At 64.3% G+C, this 15,749-nt stretch carries 17 protein-coding genes; all 17 read left to right on the forward strand.

All coding sequences use genetic code 11. The annotated features are described in order from the left end of the window. The first annotated feature begins 9 nt into the window (after positions 1–9). The 17 genes from QQL28_RS08355 (at position 10) to QQL28_RS08435 (ending at position 15,737) form a co-directional block, all read left to right on the forward strand. On the forward strand, positions 10–1,146 hold the full coding sequence (locus QQL28_RS08355) for a PepSY-associated TM helix domain-containing protein (RefSeq protein ID WP_284263397.1): 1,137 nt from the start codon (positions 10–12) through the stop codon (positions 1,144–1,146). Further along, entirely contained in the window at positions 1,143–1,352 is a 210-nt protein-coding gene (locus tag QQL28_RS08360) for a hypothetical protein (protein WP_284263400.1), read from the forward strand. The genes QQL28_RS08355 and QQL28_RS08360 overlap by 4 nt, the downstream gene beginning before the upstream one ends. A gap of 264 nt (positions 1,353–1,616) precedes the next feature. Continuing rightward, entirely contained in the window at positions 1,617–1,982 is a 366-nt protein-coding gene (locus QQL28_RS08365) for an NADH-quinone oxidoreductase subunit A (RefSeq protein WP_008136158.1), read from the forward strand. After that, positions 1,979–2,563: a NuoB/complex I 20 kDa subunit family protein gene (locus QQL28_RS08370; protein WP_284263602.1), complete on the forward strand. Its 585-nt coding sequence runs from the start codon at positions 1,979–1,981 to the stop codon at positions 2,561–2,563. Before QQL28_RS08365 ends, QQL28_RS08370 begins: the two co-directional genes overlap by 4 nt. An 11-nt stretch (positions 2,564–2,574) precedes the next feature. Next, positions 2,575–3,186, forward strand: coding sequence for an NADH-quinone oxidoreductase subunit C (locus QQL28_RS08375; protein ID WP_284263449.1), 612 nt, complete (start codon positions 2,575–2,577; stop codon positions 3,184–3,186). 2 nt (positions 3,187–3,188) lie between these two features. Next, positions 3,189–4,385, forward strand: coding sequence for an NADH-quinone oxidoreductase subunit D (locus QQL28_RS08380; RefSeq protein WP_284263450.1), 1,197 nt, complete (start codon positions 3,189–3,191; stop codon positions 4,383–4,385). Further along, positions 4,385–5,347, forward strand: a complete 963-nt coding sequence (locus QQL28_RS08385) for an FkbM family methyltransferase (protein ID WP_284263451.1) — start codon at positions 4,385–4,387, stop codon at positions 5,345–5,347. Before QQL28_RS08380 ends, QQL28_RS08385 begins: the two co-directional genes overlap by 1 nt. Positions 5,348–5,359: 12 nt before the next feature. Next, positions 5,360–5,971 (forward strand): NADH-quinone oxidoreductase subunit NuoE, encoded by a 612-nt coding sequence (gene nuoE / locus QQL28_RS08390; RefSeq protein ID WP_284263452.1) that lies wholly within the window; start codon positions 5,360–5,362, stop codon positions 5,969–5,971. Continuing rightward, positions 5,971–6,177: a hypothetical protein gene (locus tag QQL28_RS08395; protein WP_284263453.1), complete on the forward strand. Its 207-nt coding sequence runs from the start codon at positions 5,971–5,973 to the stop codon at positions 6,175–6,177. The genes nuoE and QQL28_RS08395 overlap by 1 nt, the downstream gene beginning before the upstream one ends. Positions 6,178–6,192: 15 nt before the next feature. Beyond that, complete coding sequence (gene nuoF / locus QQL28_RS08400; RefSeq protein ID WP_284263454.1) at positions 6,193–7,518, forward strand: NADH-quinone oxidoreductase subunit NuoF; 1,326 nt, start codon at positions 6,193–6,195, stop codon at positions 7,516–7,518. Positions 7,519–7,523: 5 nt separating this feature from the next. Further along, positions 7,524–9,599 carry an NADH-quinone oxidoreductase subunit NuoG gene (gene nuoG / locus QQL28_RS08405; protein WP_284263455.1) on the forward strand — a complete coding sequence of 692 codons (2,076 nt, stop codon included), beginning with the start codon at positions 7,524–7,526 and terminating at the stop codon, positions 9,597–9,599. 10 nt (positions 9,600–9,609) lie between these two features. Beyond that, on the forward strand, positions 9,610–10,677 hold the full coding sequence (gene nuoH / locus QQL28_RS08410) for an NADH-quinone oxidoreductase subunit NuoH (RefSeq protein ID WP_284263456.1): 1,068 nt from the start codon (positions 9,610–9,612) through the stop codon (positions 10,675–10,677). Positions 10,678–10,691: 14 nt separating this feature from the next. Beyond that, on the forward strand, positions 10,692–11,180 hold the full coding sequence (gene nuoI, locus QQL28_RS08415; RefSeq protein ID WP_026232873.1) for an NADH-quinone oxidoreductase subunit NuoI: 489 nt from the start codon (positions 10,692–10,694) through the stop codon (positions 11,178–11,180). Between the two features lie 9 nt (positions 11,181–11,189). Beyond that, the gene (locus QQL28_RS08420; protein WP_284263457.1) at positions 11,190–11,828 is read left to right on the forward strand and encodes an NADH-quinone oxidoreductase subunit J; all 639 of its coding nucleotides are present in this window, start codon (positions 11,190–11,192) and stop codon (positions 11,826–11,828) included. Continuing rightward, positions 11,825–12,133 (forward strand): NADH-quinone oxidoreductase subunit NuoK, encoded by a 309-nt coding sequence (gene nuoK / locus QQL28_RS08425; protein WP_284263458.1) that lies wholly within the window; start codon positions 11,825–11,827, stop codon positions 12,131–12,133. The genes QQL28_RS08420 and nuoK overlap by 4 nt, the downstream gene beginning before the upstream one ends. A 7-nt stretch (positions 12,134–12,140) precedes the next feature. Next, positions 12,141–14,228 (forward strand): NADH-quinone oxidoreductase subunit L, encoded by a 2,088-nt coding sequence (gene nuoL / locus QQL28_RS08430; protein WP_284263459.1) that lies wholly within the window; start codon positions 12,141–12,143, stop codon positions 14,226–14,228. Next, on the forward strand, positions 14,229–15,737 hold the full coding sequence (locus QQL28_RS08435; protein ID WP_284263460.1) for an NADH-quinone oxidoreductase subunit M: 1,509 nt from the start codon (positions 14,229–14,231) through the stop codon (positions 15,735–15,737). It abuts the gene before it with no gap. The last annotated feature ends 12 nt before the right edge of the window (positions 15,738–15,749 follow it).

The following is a 15,749-nucleotide window of genomic DNA, read 5'->3' on the forward strand; positions in this document are numbered from 1 at the left end:
GATCGCGTCGTGAAGGCGCGCACCGTCAGGCTCTGGTCCGTGGTCCACACCTGGACCAGCCTGATCTCGACCGTGTTCCTGCTGCTGCTCTGCCTGACCGGGCTGCCGCTGATCTTTCATCACGAGATCGACGAGCTTCTGGGCTATGCCCCCCAGCCCGAAGCTCACGCGGGCGCGGCGCGTGCGACGATCCAGGCGGTCGCCGACGCCGCGCTCGCGGCCGATCCGGGCCGGGTACTGACATATATCTCCTGGGACAAGGACGAGCCCGGTATCGTCATGGCGTTCACGAACAACACGCCGGACGGCTTGGCGGACAGTACCACCGTGCGGGCGTTCGACGCCGTCTCGGCCAGGCTGCTTGGGCCGATCGGCGTCGGGCCGATGCTGATCGTCCTGAAGCTGCATACGGACATGTTCGCAGGCCAGGCCGGAAAGCTGTTTCTCGGGGCGATGGGGCTGCTATTCGCGGTCGCCATCATCTCGGGCGTAGTGCTGTACTGGCCGTTCACCCGCCGCCTGCGCTTTGCGACCATCCGGGACCGCGCGTCCCGCCGTGTGGTCTGGCTCGACTGGCACAACCTGATCGGCGTCGTGACCGTGGCGTGGGCTCTGGTGGTCGGCTTGACCGGCGTCGTCAATACCTGGGCCGAGCTGATGCTCGACCAGTGGAAGGCGACCGAGCTCGCCAGCATGGTCGCGCCCTATGCCGGCAAGCCGCCGCCGGTCCATCTGGCCTCGCTCGATGATGTCGTCGCCCGCGCGAAGGCGGCCGCACCCGGTATGGACATTGCCTTCATTGCCTTTCCGGGCACGGCATTCTCATCATCGCATCATTTCGCGGCGTTCATGCGCGGCGATACGCCCCTGACATCCAGGCTATTGCGTCCGGTCCTGCTGGACGGGGAGACCGCAGAGGTCGCTGACACCCGCGGGCTGCCGGTCTACCTCCAGGCGCTCTTGATCTCGCAGCCGCTGCATTTCGGCGATTATGGCGGAATGCCGTTGAAGGTGATCTGGGCTGCGCTCGACGTGCTCACGATGATCGTGATCGGCAGCGGTCTCTACCTCTGGGTGGCGCGGCGGCGGAAGCGGAGGCCGGTCCCTGCCGACGCATTCGCGAAACGAGCCCCAGTCCCGTCATGATGCATGGCTCGCCCCTGCGCTCGCGCCCGTGGATACGGGTCTTCGGCGCGCCAATTCTGATCGCTGTGGCGACCTCGATCGGGCTCCTCGCGGCGCTGCTGTGGGGTGAGATCGGCAAATATGTCGCCTGGGTGACGGTCGGTTGTCCCGTGCCCGTCATTTCCTGGGCCTGGCTGCGTCGCGACAGGACAGCAAAGCCGTCCTAGACACCCCGAGATGCATGTGGACATGCTCCGCGCGGAGCGTCCACCGATGACGGGGAGACCGACAGGGATACCCTTGCTGGGGCGGCCGTTCTGCTCCATACCAGCCGCGGGGCGATTCCGGGATTTCCACTGTTCTGGGGGCGGCAAAGGGCCTAAAAACAGCGTGTCTTGCACCCTTTGGTGCACTGCGCTAAGGCTCAGAACAATTCCAAATCGGGACGAATCCGTGGGCCACCCGAGGCTTGCGGGAAAAAGGGCTCGCCAATGAGCGGCATTCTGCAGAACTATCTTCCACTTGTCGTCTTTATAGGGGTAGCGGGCCTGATTGGCCTCGTGCTGCTGATCGCCCCCTTCATCGTGGCCTTCCAGCAGCCGGATCCGGAAAAGCTGTCGGCGTATGAATGCGGTTTCAACGCCTTCGACGACGCCCGGATGAAGTTCGACGTCCGCTTCTACCTGGTCGCCATCCTCTTCATCATCTTCGACCTCGAGGTGGCGTTCCTGTTCCCCTGGGCAGTAGCGTTCGGCAAGCTTGGTGCGACGGGCTTCTGGTCCATGGTGGTGTTCCTCGCCGTGCTGACGGTGGGGTTTGCCTATGAATGGAAGAAAGGGGCACTGGAATGGGATTGAACCCTGCAACATCGTCCGCCGGTCCGGTTCTCGCGCCGGCCCCGAAGGGCATTCTGGATCCGTCGACCGGCAAGCCGGTCGGGGCCAATGATCCGTTCTTCCTCGAGGTCAATCACGAGCTCTCCGACAAGGGCTTCTTCGTCGCTGCCACCGACGACCTCATCACCTGGGCGCGCACGGGCTCGTTGATGTGGATGACCTTCGGTCTCGCCTGCTGCGCGGTCGAGATGATGCAGGTCTCGATGCCGCGCTACGACGTCGAGCGCTTCGGCTTTGCGCCGCGTGCCTCGCCGCGCCAGTCCGACGTGATGATCGTCGCAGGTACCTTGACCAACAAGATGGCCCCGGCGCTACGCAAGGTCTACGACCAGATGCCCGAGCCGCGCTACGTCATCTCCATGGGCTCCTGCGCCAATGGCGGCGGCTACTATCACTATTCCTACTCGGTCGTGCGCGGCTGCGACCGCATCGTGCCGATCGACATCTACGTGCCGGGCTGCCCGCCCACGGCGGAGGCGCTGCTCTACGGCGTGCTGCTGCTTCAGAAGAAGATCCGGCGCACCGGCACCATCGAACGCTAAGGTTTTACGTCATGGACGACGGCAAGCTCGACGCCCTTGGGCAAACGATCGGTAGCGCGCTTCCGGGCGCCGCCACCGGTCACACGGTGGCCTTCAACCAGCTCACGGTGGACGTCGAGGCCGCCAGGATCGTCGAGGTGGTCAAGTACCTCCGCGACGACCCGAATTGTCGCTTCATCAACTTCACCGATGTGACCGCGGTGGATCATCCCTCGCGCGAGAAGCGTTTCGACGTCGTCTATCATTTGATGTCGCCGACCCTGAACACGCGAATCCGGCTCAAGGCTCAGGCCGACGAGGCCACCCAGGTGCCATCGCTGATCGAGGTGTTTCCCGGCGCCGACTGGTTCGAGCGCGAGACCTACGACCTCTATGGCGTGATCTTCGTCGGCCATCCCGACATGCGCCGCATCCTCACCGATTATGGTTTCGAGGGGCATCCGCTGCGCAAGGATTTCCCGCTCACCGGCTTCGTCGAGGTCCGCTACGACGACCAGGAGAAGCGGGTGGTGTACGAGCCGGTCCGGCTCAACCAGGAATTCCGTAAGTTTGATTTCTTGTCGCCGTGGGAAGGTGCGGATTACCCCCTCCCGGGAGATGAGAAAGCAGGACCGAAGGCCTGATCATGAACGAGCAAGCTGAAAACCTTCGCAACTTTACGATCAATTTCGGGCCGCAGCATCCGGCGGCGCACGGCGTGTTGCGCCTCGTGCTGGAGCTCGACGGTGAAATCGTCGCCCGCGTCGACCCGCATATCGGCCTGCTGCATCGCGGTACCGAAAAGCTGATCGAGCAGAAGACGTACTTGCAGGCGATTCCTTACTTCGACCGCCTGGACTACGTCGCGCCGATGAACCAGGAGCACGCTTTCTGCCTTGCGGCCGAAAAGCTGCTCGGCATCGAGGTGCCGCGCCGCGGCCAGTTGATCCGCGTGCTCTATTGCGAGATCGGCCGCATCCTCTCGCATCTTCTCAATGTCACCACGCAAGCGATGGACGTCGGCGCGCTGACCCCGCCGCTGTGGGGTTTTGAGGAGCGCGAGAAGCTGATGGTGTTCTACGAGCGCGCCTCGGGCAGCCGTATGCACGCAGCCTTCTTCCGCGTCGGCGGCGTGCACCAGGATCTGCCGCCCAAGCTGATCAACGACATCGAGGCCTGGTGCGATCCGTTCCTGAAAGTGGTCGACGACCTCGACCGCCTGCTCACCGCCAACCGCATCTTCAAGCAGCGCAACGTCGACATCGGTGTGGTGCCGCTGAAGGAAGCCTGGGAGTGGGGCTTTTCGGGCGTGATGGTGCGCGGCTCGGGCGCAGCCTGGGATCTGCGCAAGGCGCAGCCCTATGAATGCTACGCCGAGATGGAATTCGACATTCCGATCGGCAAGAACGGCGACTGCTACGACCGTTACCTGATCCGCATGGAAGAGATGCGCCAGTCGGTGCGCATCATGAAGCAGTGCATCGAGAAGCTGAAGGCGCCGGACGGGCAGGGCCCGGTCGTCGTCGAGGATAACAAGGTGGCTCCGCCGCGCCGTGGCGAGATGAAGCGTTCGATGGAGGCGCTCATCCATCACTTCAAGCTCTACACCGAGGGCGTCCACGTGCCGGCCGGCGAGGTCTACGCCGCGGTCGAGGCGCCGAAGGGCGAGTTCGGCGTCTATCTCGTCTCCGACGGCACCAACAAGCCCTACAAATGCAAGATCCGCGCGCCGGGCTTTGCCCATCTGCAGGCCATGGACCACATCTGCAAGGGCCATCTGCTCGCCGACGTCTCGGCCATTCTCGGCTCGCTGGACATCGTGTTCGGAGAGGTCGATCGGTGATGGCGCAAGCGCCAATCCAGTTTGACCGCGCCTCGGGAGCCCTTGAAGGGGCCAACCTGTGGGAGCGGACGGCTGCCTTGGCGCTGGTGACGGGATCGAAGATCTCGTCGCACTTCTCGCACATGGGCTACATCGCCTGCGCGAACCTGCTGCGGAAAACGCTGCCCGAGCGCAACATCGCGATCAAGCTCAACCCGGACGCCGTGTTCGAATTCCCTTACGGCGACGGCTATTGGAGCAAGCTGCTCAACCGCTCGTACAACTACGAGGACGAGCTGGAGCTGTTGTTCGCTGACTCCGTCGACGTCGACTACACGCTGCTCGATTGCGGCGCGAACTACGGCTACTGGTCTGTGCTGGTGTCGAGCAAGCCGTTCGGCGCGCACAGGGCGATCGCGATCGAGCCGTCGGGCCAGAACTACCCCAAGCTTGCGAACAATGCGCGCATCAACGGCAATCGTTTCGAGACCATGAAATGCGCGATCGGTGCCGCGCGGGGTAAAGCGCGGCTCTCCGGCACCAAACACGAGGCTTTCAGCATCGCCGGCGGGCCGTCGGCGGGCGGTGAGGACGTGCCGGTCATCGCGCTCGACAATCTGATCGATGACGGCAAGGTCGAAGCGAGCGGCAAATATCTGATCAAGCTCGACGTCGAAGGCGTGGAGATCGAGGCCATCAAGGGCGGCAAGCGGCTGCTTGAATGCGACAGCGTGATCATGTGCGAGGAGCACGGCAGCGACCGTTCGCACGCGGTGTCGCGCTACATCCTCGAACAGACCCCGCTGAAGCTGATCGTCTATGATCCCAGCACCAATCGCATGGAGACGGTGACCGAGCTCTCGATCCTCGATCGCATCAAGGTCTCCACCCACGTCGGCTACAACGTTTTCGGCACCGCGAGCGCATTCTGGCAGGACAGGATCGATGCCCTGAATGCGAAGGCTGCGCGCCGTATCCAGTGAGAGATTGAAGAGATGTCCGTTCGCCGCCTAGCGCCCAAGGAAGTCCAGCCCGCGAGCTTTGCGTTCACGGAGGAGAACCTCGCGTTCGCGAAGCAGCAGGTCGCCAAATATCCGGCGGGGCGTCAGGCCTCGGCTGTGATCGCCATCCTGTGGCGCGCGCAGGAGCAGAACGATGGCTGGGTGTCGGAAGCCGCGATCCGCGTCATCGCCGACATGCTCGACATGCCCTACATCCGCGTTCTCGAAGTCGCGACCTTCTACACGATGTTCCAGCTCGCCCCCGTCGGCAAGAAGGCCCACGTCCAGGTCTGCGGCACCACGCCGTGCCGGCTGCGCGGCGCCGAAGACCTGATCCACGTCTGCGAGAGCCGGATCCATCACGAGCCCTTCCACCTCTCCAAGGACGGCAATTTCAGCTGGGAAGAGGTCGAGTGCCTGGGCGCCTGCGTGAATGCGCCGATGGTACTGATCGGCAAGGATACCTACGAGGATTTGACCAAGGACAGCTTCGGCAAGGTGCTCGATGGCTTTGCCTCGGGTAATCCGCCCAAGCCTGGCCCGCAGAACGGCCGCCAGTTCTCGGCCCCCATCACCGGACCGACCACGCTGAAGGAGATCACCTGATGCGTGATCTCGTGTCACCCGCAGCGGAGAGGAGCGGCGCCGTGAAGAAGTGGGGCTTCATCGCCATGCATGCCGCCGTCGCGGCCGTCTTCATCTTTCTGCTGCAGCGCTTCACCCTGAGCGCGTCGCTGGAAACCAGTCTGCTCTGGGCGCTGACCTTTGGCGTCTGCGCCGCCGGGCTTGCCTACAAGCAAGCCAACCGTTGATCGGAAAGCACTGAAATGCTCGAGGACAAGGACCGCATCTTCAAGAACCTCTACGGCCTCCACGATTGGGGGCTCGAGGGCGCGCGGCGCCGCGGCGCCTGGGATGGCACCAAGGCCATCATCGACAAGGGCCGCGACTGGATCATCAACGAGATGAAGGCGTCGGGCCTGCGCGGCCGCGGCGGCGCCGGCTTCCCGACCGGCCTGAAATGGTCCTTCATGCCGAAGGAATCGACCGACGGCCGCCCGAGCTATCTCGTCGTCAACGCCGACGAGTCCGAGCCCGGCACCTGCAAGGACCGCGAGATCATGCGCCATGATCCGCATCTCCTGATCGAGGGCTGCCTGATCGCGAGTTTCGCGATGAATGCGCATGCCTGCTACATCTATGTCCGCGGCGAGTTCATCCGCGAGCGCGAACACCTCCAGGCCGCAATCGACCAGGCCTACGAGGCCAAGCTGATCGGCAAGGACAACGTCAACGGCTGGCCGTTCGACCTCTACGTCGCCCACGGCGCCGGCGCCTATATCTGCGGCGAGGAGACTGCGCTCCTCGAAAGCCTCGAAGGCAAGAAGGGCCAGCCGCGCCTGAAGCCGCCGTTCCCGGCGAATGTCGGCCTGTTCGGCTGCCCGACCACCGTCAACAACGTCGAGTCGATCGCGGTTGCGCCTGATATCCTGCGGCGCGGTGCGGCGTGGTTCGCCGGTATCGGCCGTCCGAACAATGTCGGCACCAAGCTGTTCTGCATCTCCGGCCATGTCGAGCGGCCCTGCAACGTCGAAGAGGCCATGGGCATCCCGTTCCGTGAGCTGATCGAGAAGCATTGCGGCGGCATCCGTGGCGGCTGGGACAATCTGAAGGCCGTGATCCCCGGCGGCTCGTCGGTGCGCATGGTGCCGGCCGAGCAGATCATCGACACGCCGATGGACTTCGACAGCCTGAGCAAGCTGCGCTCGGGTCTCGGCACCGCGGCCGTGATCGTGATGGACAAGTCGACCGACCTGATCCGCGCGATCGCCCGCATCTCCTATTTCTACAAGCATGAAAGCTGCGGCCAGTGCACGCCGTGCCGCGAGGGCACGGGCTGGATGTGGCGCGTCTTGACCCGCATGGCCGAGGGCCGCGCCCACAAGCGCGAGATCGACATGCTGCTCGAGGTCACCAAGCAGGTCGAAGGACACACGATCTGCGCGCTCGGTGACGCAGCCGCCTGGCCGATCCAGGGCCTGATCGCGCATTTTCGTCATGAGATCGAAGCGCGCATCGACCAGTATTCGCACAAGGCCGACATCGACGATGCCGGCGTCCGCGATCCCGTGAACATGGTCGCGGCGGAGTAGGAAGAATGACAAAGCTCATCATCGACGGCAAAGAGATCGATGTCCCGCCGGAGTACACGCTGCTCCAGGCGTGCGAGGCGGCGGGCGCCGAGATTCCGCGCTTCTGCTATCACGAGCGGCTGTCGATCGCCGGCAATTGCCGGATGTGCCTCGTCGAGGTGAAGGGCGGCCCGAAGCCGGTCGCGAGCTGTGCCTGGGGCGTCCGCGACTGCCGTCCGGGTCCCAAGGGCGAGCCGCCGGAAATCTCCACGCGTTCGCCGATGGTGAAGAAGGCGCGCGAAGGCGTGATGGAGTTCCTTCTCATCAACCATCCGCTGGACTGCCCGATCTGCGACCAGGGTGGCGAGTGCGACCTCCAGGACCAGGCGATGGGCTATGGTGTCGACACCAGCCGCTTCGCCGAGAACAAGCGCGCCGTCGAGGACAAGTATCTCGGTGCGCTGGTCAAGACCTCGATGAACCGCTGCATCCAGTGTACGCGCTGCGTCCGCTTCTCGGCGGAAGTCGCCGGGGCCCCCGAGATGGGCGCCACGGGTCGCGGTGAGGACATGGAGATCACGACCTATCTCGAGCACGCGCTGACATCAGAGCTTCAGGGCAATCTCGTCGACATCTGTCCGGTTGGCGCGCTGACCTCGAAGCCGTACGCCTTCGCCGCGCGGCCGTGGGAGCTCGGCAAGACCCAGTCGGTCGATGTCATGGACGGCGTCGGCTCGGCGATCCGCGTCGATACGCGTGGCCGCGAGGTGATGCGCATCCTGCCGCGCGTCAACGAGGCCGTGAACGAGGAGTGGATCTCCGACAAGACCCGTCACGTCGTCGACGGCCTGCGCACCCAGCGGCTCGACCGGCCCTATATCCGCGAGGCCGGCAAGCTGCGCCCGGCTTCGTGGTCCGAAGCCTTCGCCGCGATCGCCGCCAAGGCGGGCCGCAGCGACGGCAAGCGCATCGGCGCAATTGCCGGCGATCTCGCCGGCGTCGAGGAAATGTTCGCGCTGAAGGATCTGCTCGCCAAGTTCGGCTCGGCCAATCTGGCGGTGCAGGGCGGCGACGCGTTCGATCCCGCGCTCGGCCGCGGAGGCTACACCTTCAATCCGACGCTCGTCGGCATCGAGCAGGCCGATGCGCTGCTGATCATCGGCGCCAATCCGCGCAAGGAAGCGGCCGTGTTCAACGCCCGCATCCGCAAGCGCTGGCGCGCGGGCGGCTTCAAGATCGGCGTGATCGGTGCCAAGGCCGATCTGACCTACCACTACGACCATCTCGGCGCGGGCGCAGAGACGCTCGCCGATCTCGCCGCCGGCAAGCACTCCTTCGCTGACGTCCTGAAGAACGCCAAGCATCCGATCATTCTGGTCGGCGCCGGCGCGACCTCGCGCCACGACGGCGCGGCCATTCTCGCGCAGGCAGCCAAGCTGGCGCTTGATATCGGCGCGGTGAAGGACGGCTGGAACGGCTTTGGTGTGCTCCAGGAGACCGCCTCGCGCGTCGGCGCGCTCGACATCGGCTTTGCGGCCGGCAAGGGCGGGCTGAACGCTGCGCAGATGACCACGTTCGGCACGCTGGACCTGCTGTTCCTGCTCGGGGCCGACGAGATCAAGGCGCCGGACGGCACCTTCGTCGTCTATATCGGCACCCATGGCGACCGTGGCGCGCACCGCGCCGACGTGATTCTGCCGGCGGCGGCCTACACCGAGAAGTCCGCGATCTACGTCAACACGGAAGGGCGCGTGCAGATGACGGGCCGCGCCGCATTCCCGCCGGGCGAGGCCCGCGAGGACTGGGCGATCGTCCGTGCGCTGTCGGAAGCGCTCGGCAAGAAGCTCGGCTACGACTCGCTCCCCGCGCTGCGCCAGGCGATCTTCAAGGCGGTGCCCCATCTGATCCGTCTGGACCAGATCGAGGCGGGCACGGCCGACCAGATCAAGGCGCTCGCGGGCAAGGGCGGGGCGCCGGAGAAGGCGCCGTTCAAGGCCCTGATCGAGGACTTCTACCTGACCAACCCAATCGCGCGTGCGTCTGCCGTGATGGCGGAATGCTCGCGGCTTGCCTCCGGGCAGATGCTGACGGCAGCGGAGTAAGCGTGATCTGATGGAATTCTTCCAAAGCGCATTCTGGACCGGCTTCCTCTGGCCGCTGATCATCATGGTCGCGGAGAGCGTCCTGCTGCTCGTCGTGCTGCTGGTCGCGATCGCCTACATCCTGCTCGCCGACCGCAAGATCTGGGCGGCGGTGCAGATCCGCCGTGGCCCGAACGTGGTCGGTCCCTGGGGCCTGTTCCAATCCTTCGCCGACCTCCTGAAGTTCGTGCTGAAGGAGCCGATCATTCCGGCCGGTGCCAACAAGGGTGTCTTCCTGCTGGCGCCGCTGGTCTCCTGCGTGCTCGCGCTCGCGGCCTGGGCGGTGATCCCGACCAATCTCGGCTGGGTGATCTCCGACATCAATGTCGGCATCCTCTACATCTTCGCGATCTCGTCGCTGTCGATCTACGGCATCATCATGGCCGGCTGGTCGTCGAACTCCAAATATCCGTTCCTGGCCGCGCTGCGCTCGGCGGCGCAGATGGTGTCCTACGAGGTCTCGATCGGCTTCGTCATCATCACCGTTCTGCTCTGCGCCGGCACGCTGAACCTCTCGGCCGTGGTCGAGGCGCAGAAGCTGCACGGCTTTGCGAGCCTGATCGGCCTGCCGCAGCTCACCATCCTGAACTGGTATGTGTGGCCGCTGTTCCCGATGTTCGTGGTATTCTACGTCTCGGCGCTGGCGGAAACCAACCGTCCGCCGTTCGACCTCGTCGAGGCCGAGTCCGAGCTCGTCGCCGGCTTCATGGTCGAGTACGGCTCGACGCCGTATCTCTTGTTCATGCTCGGCGAGTATGTCGCGATCGTCACGATGTGCGCGATGGCGACGATCCTGTTCCTGGGGGGCTGGCTGCCGCCGGTCGATCTGCCGCCCTTCAACTGGGTGCCGGGGATCATCTGGTTCTCGCTCAAACTGTTCTTCATGTTCTTCCTGTTCGCGATGGCGAAGGCGATCGTGCCGCGCTACCGCTACGATCAACTGATGCGTCTCGGCTGGAAGGTGTTCCTGCCGCTGTCGCTGGCGATGGTGATCGTGGTGGCCGGTGTGCTGCATTTCGCCGGCATCGCGCCGAAGTGAGGTCCGCCATGGGTATCAACATCAACGCCACCGCGCGCTCGCTGCTGCTGTCGGAGTTCGTCTCGGCGTTCTTCCTCGCCATGCGCTACTTCTTCCAGCCGAAGCCGACGCTGAACTATCCCTTCGAGAAGGGCCCGATCTCGCCGCGCTTCCGCGGCGAGCACGCGCTGCGCCGCTATCCGAACGGCGAAGAGCGCTGCATCGCCTGCAAGCTGTGCGAGGCGGTCTGCCCGGCGCAGGCCATCACCATCGAGGCCGGTCCGCGCCGCAACGACGGCACCCGCCGCACCGTGCGCTACGACATCGACATGGTGAAGTGCATCTATTGCGGCCTCTGCCAGGAGGCCTGCCCGGTCGACGCCATCGTCGAAGGCCCGAATTTCGAGTTCGCGACCGAGACCCGCGAGGAACTGTTCTATGACAAGGCCAAGCTGCTCGCCAATGGCGATCGCTGGGAACGCGAGATCGCGAAAGCGATCGAGCTCGACGCGCCGTACCGGTGAGGTGAGCGCATGATCCTTCCCGCGCTGTTCTTCTATCTGTTCGCCGGCGTCTGCGTGGCCTCGGCGGTGATGGTGATTGTCTCGCGCAATCCCGTGCACTCCGTGCTGTACCTGATCCTGGCCTTCGTCAACGCGTCCGGCCTGTTCGTGCTGATGGGCGCCGAGTTCCTGGCGATGATGCTGATCGTCGTCTATGTCGGCGCGGTCGCGGTGCTGTTCCTGTTCGTGATCATGATGCTTGACGTCGACTTCGTCGAGCTGCGCGAGGGCTTCATCGAATACCTGCCGGTCGGCCTCGTGATCGGCGGCATCTTCCTGTTCGAGCTGCTCTTGACCGTCGGCTTCTGGGTTATCAATCCCGGAGTCACCAAGACGATCACGGCGGCGATCCCCACCAACGTCTCCAATACCGAGGCGCTCGGGCTCGTGCTCTACACGAAGTACATCCATTACTTCCAGCTCGCCGGCATGGTGCTGCTGGTCGCAATGATCGGCGCCATCGTGCTGACGCTGCGCCACAAGGCGAGCGTCAAGCGGCAGGACATCAACGTTCAGAATGCGCGCACGCCCGACATGGCGATGGCACTGCGCAAGGTGGCGTCGGGGCAGGGGCTCCAGGATGCCGATGCGGCGGAGTGGGTGAAATGACGATCGGGCTCGGACACTATCTTGCCGTCGGAGCGATCCTGTTCACGCTCGGGATCCTCGGCATCTTCCTGAACCGCAAGAACATCATCGTCATCCTGATGTCGATCGAGCTGATCCTGCTCGCGGTCAACACCAACCTGGTGGCGTTCTCGACCTTCCTCGGCGACATCGTCGGCCAGGTCTTCGCGCTCCTGGTGCTGACGGTCGCGGCTGCCGAAGCCGCGATCGGTCTCGCCATCCTGGTGGTCTATTTCCGCAACCGCGGCTCGATCGCGGTTGAGGACGTCAATCTGATGAAGGGTTAACCCAGCTATGGTTCAGGCAATTGTCTTTCTGCCTCTGCTGGGCGCCATTCTCGCCGGCCTGATCGCCATTTTCGGCGCGCATGCCCGCAACCCCAGTGGCGATACGGTCGAGCATCACGACGACGCGCATGGCGATGCCCACGGTCATGCCTCAGCGGCTCACGATGACCACGCCCACGACGATCACGGCCAAGATGACCACGGCCACGACCACCACGTCTCCGAGCCTCCGGCGGCGGGCTCGCGCGCGGCCGAGCTGATCACGACCGGGCTGCTGTTCGTCTCGGCGGCCCTGTCCTGGTTCACGCTGGTCGACGTCGGCTTCATGCACCACGACGCGCGGATTCCGATTCTGCCGTGGATCCTCTCCGGCGACCTCCAGGTCTACTGGGCGCTGCGGGTCGACACGCTGACCGCGGTGATGCTGGTGGTGGTCAACACCGTGTCCTCGCTCGTGCACCTCTATTCCATCGGCTACATGGACGAGGACCCGTACCGGCCGCGCTTCTTCGGCTATCTCTCGCTGTTCACCTTCGCCATGCTGATGCTGGTGACGGCCGACAACCTCGTGCAGCTGTTCTTCGGCTGGGAGGGCGTGGGCCTCGCCAGCTACCTGCTGATCGGCTTCTGGTACCAGAAGCCGTCGGCGAACGCGGCCGCCATCAAGGCCTTCGTCGTCAACCGCGTCGGCGACTTCGGCTTTGCGCTCGGCATCTTTGCGGTCTTCGCGCTGGTCGGCTCGACCGATTTCGAGACGATCTTCCATGCGGCTCCCGGCCTCACCGGCAAGACCATCAACTTCTTCGGCTGGCACGTCGACGCCCTGACGTTCGCCTGCGTCCTGCTGTTCATGGGCGCGATGGGCAAGTCGGCGCAGTTCCTGCTGCACACCTGGTTGCCGGACGCGATGGAAGGCCCGACCCCGGTGTCGGCACTGATCCACGCCGCGACCATGGTGACGGCGGGCGTGTTCATGGTCGCGCGTCTGTCGCCGCTGTTCGAGCTCGCGCCCAACGCGCAGGCCGTCGTGATGTTCTTCGGCGCGACCACGGCGTTCTTTGCCGCAACCGTCGGCCTCGTGCAGAACGACATCAAGCGCATCGTCGCCTACTCGACCTGTTCCCAGCTCGGCTACATGTTCGTGGCGATGGGGGCGGGGGCCTATTCGGTCGGCATGTTCCACCTGTTCACGCACGCCTTCTTCAAGGCGCTGCTGTTCTTGGGCTCCGGCTCGGTGATCTACGCGATGCACCACGAGCAGGACATCCGCAACATGGGCGGCCTGTGGCGCAAAATCCCCTACACTTATGCGGTGATGGTGGTCGGCACGCTCGCGCTGACCGGCTTCCCGCTCACCGCCGGCTACTTCTCCAAGGACGCGATCATCGAGTCCGCCTACGCCTCGCACAACCCGTTCGCGGTGTACGGCTTCCTGATGACGGTCGTCGCCGCCGGCCTGACCTCGTTCTATTCCTGGCGCCTGATCTTCAAGACCTTCCACGGCGAGCCGCACGATGAGCACCACTATGAGGCGGCGCATGAGAGCCCCCTCTGGATGCTGATCCCGATCGGCATCCTCGCGGCCGGCTCTATCCTGGCAGGCTTCCCGTTCAAGGAATTGTTCGCCGGTCACGGCATCGAGGAGTTCTTCCGCGAGTCCGTGAAGATGAATCCGCACATCATCGAGGAGATGCACCACATCCCCGAGACCATCGCCTTCCTGCCGACGGTGATGATGGTGGTGGGCTTCCTGATCTCGTACCTGTTCTACATTCGCCGGCCATATCTGCCGGTCGAGCTCGCGAACACCCAGCCGATGCTGTACCAGTTCCTGCTCAACAAGTGGTACTTCGACGAGCTCTATGACGTCATCTTCGTCCGTCCGGCGAAGTGGATCGGCTACCAGCTCTGGAAGAAGGGCGACGGCTTCGTCATCGACGGCTTCGGTCCGGACGGCGTTTCCGCGTCCGTCCTGCGCATCACCCGCAACGTCGTGAAGATCCAGACCGGCTATCTCTATCACTATGCATTCGCCATGCTGATCGGCGTCGCCGGCCTGATCACCTGGTTCATGTTCGGCTTTGGAGGCCAGTAAATGACAACCTGGCCCATCCTTTCCGTCACCACCTTCCTTCCGGTCGTAGGGGCGCTGCTCGTCTACGTCGTTCGCGGCGACGACGAGGCGGCGCGGCGCAATGCGCGCTGGATCGCGCTCTGGACCACGCTGATCACCTTTGCGGTGTCGCTGATCCTGGTCGCGCGCTTCGATCCGTCGGTGGCCGATTTCCAGTTCGTCGAGAAGGCCAACTGGATGGCCGCCGGCATCACCTACCACATGGGTGTGGACGGCATCTCGCTGCCCTTCGTGATCCTGACCACCGCCCTGATGCCGTTCTGCATCGTCGCGAGTTGGAACGCGATCCAGAACCGGGTGCGCGAGTACATGATGGCGTTCCTGATCCTGGAAACGCTGATGGTCGGCACCTTCTCGGCGCTCGATCTCGTGCTGTTCTATTTGTTCTTCGAGGGCGGCCTGATCCCGATGTTCCTGATCATCGGTGTCTGGGGCGGCCCGCGCCGGGTCTACGCGTCGTTCAAGTTCTTCCTCTACACGCTGCTCGGCTCGGTCCTGATGCTGCTCGCCATCATGGCGCTGTACTGGAACGGCAACACCACCGACATCCCGACCCTGATGCACACCGCCGTGCCGCGGTCGTTGCAGACCTGGGCGTGGCTGGCCTTCTTCGCCTCTTTCGCGGTGAAGATGCCGATGTGGCCGGTGCACACCTGGCTGCCCGACGCGCACGTCGAGGCACCGACCGCGGGCTCGGTGATCCTGGCCGCGATCCTCCTGAAGATGGGCGGCTACGGCTTCCTGCGCTTCTCGCTGCCGATGTTCCCGCTCGCGTCGCATGACTTCGCGCCGCTGATCTTCACGCTCTCGACCATCGCCATCATCTACACCTCGCTGGTGGCGATGATGCAGGAGGACATGAAGAAGCTGATCGCGTACTCGTCGGTCGCGCATATGGGCTTCGTCACCATGGGCATCTTCGCCGGTACCATGCAGGGCGTCGCCGGCGGCGTGTTCCAGATGATCTCGCACGGCATCGTCTCCGGCGCGCTGTTCCTTTGCGTCGGCATCGTCTACGACCGCATGCACACCCGCGAGATCGCGGCCTATGGCGGCCTCGTCAACCGGATGCCGCTCTACGCGCTGACCTTCATGGTCTTCACGATGGCCAATGTCGGTCTTCCCGGCACCAGCGGCTTCGTCGGCGAGTTCATGACGCTGCTCGGCACCTTCAAGGTCTCGATCCCGACCGCGTTCTTCGCCACGACGGGCGTGATCCTGTCGGCCTGCTATGCGCTCTGGCTCTACCGCAAGGTCGTGTTCGGTGCGCTGGTGAAGCCGTCGCTGATGACCATCAAGGACCTCACTTTCCGGGAGTGCCTGACGCTGTTCCCGCTGATCGCGCTGACGATCCTGTTCGGCGTCTATCCGAAGCCGGTGCTCGACATGTCGGCCGCCTCGGTCCAGCAACTCGTCAACAATTACAACACCGCCGTGACGGCCGTGAAGGCCGCCGCACTGCTCCAGTGAGCGGGCAGGTCA

The sequence above is a fragment of the Bradyrhizobium iriomotense genome (assembly GCF_030160715.1).
Taxonomy (GTDB): domain Bacteria; phylum Pseudomonadota; class Alphaproteobacteria; order Rhizobiales; family Xanthobacteraceae; genus Bradyrhizobium; species Bradyrhizobium iriomotense.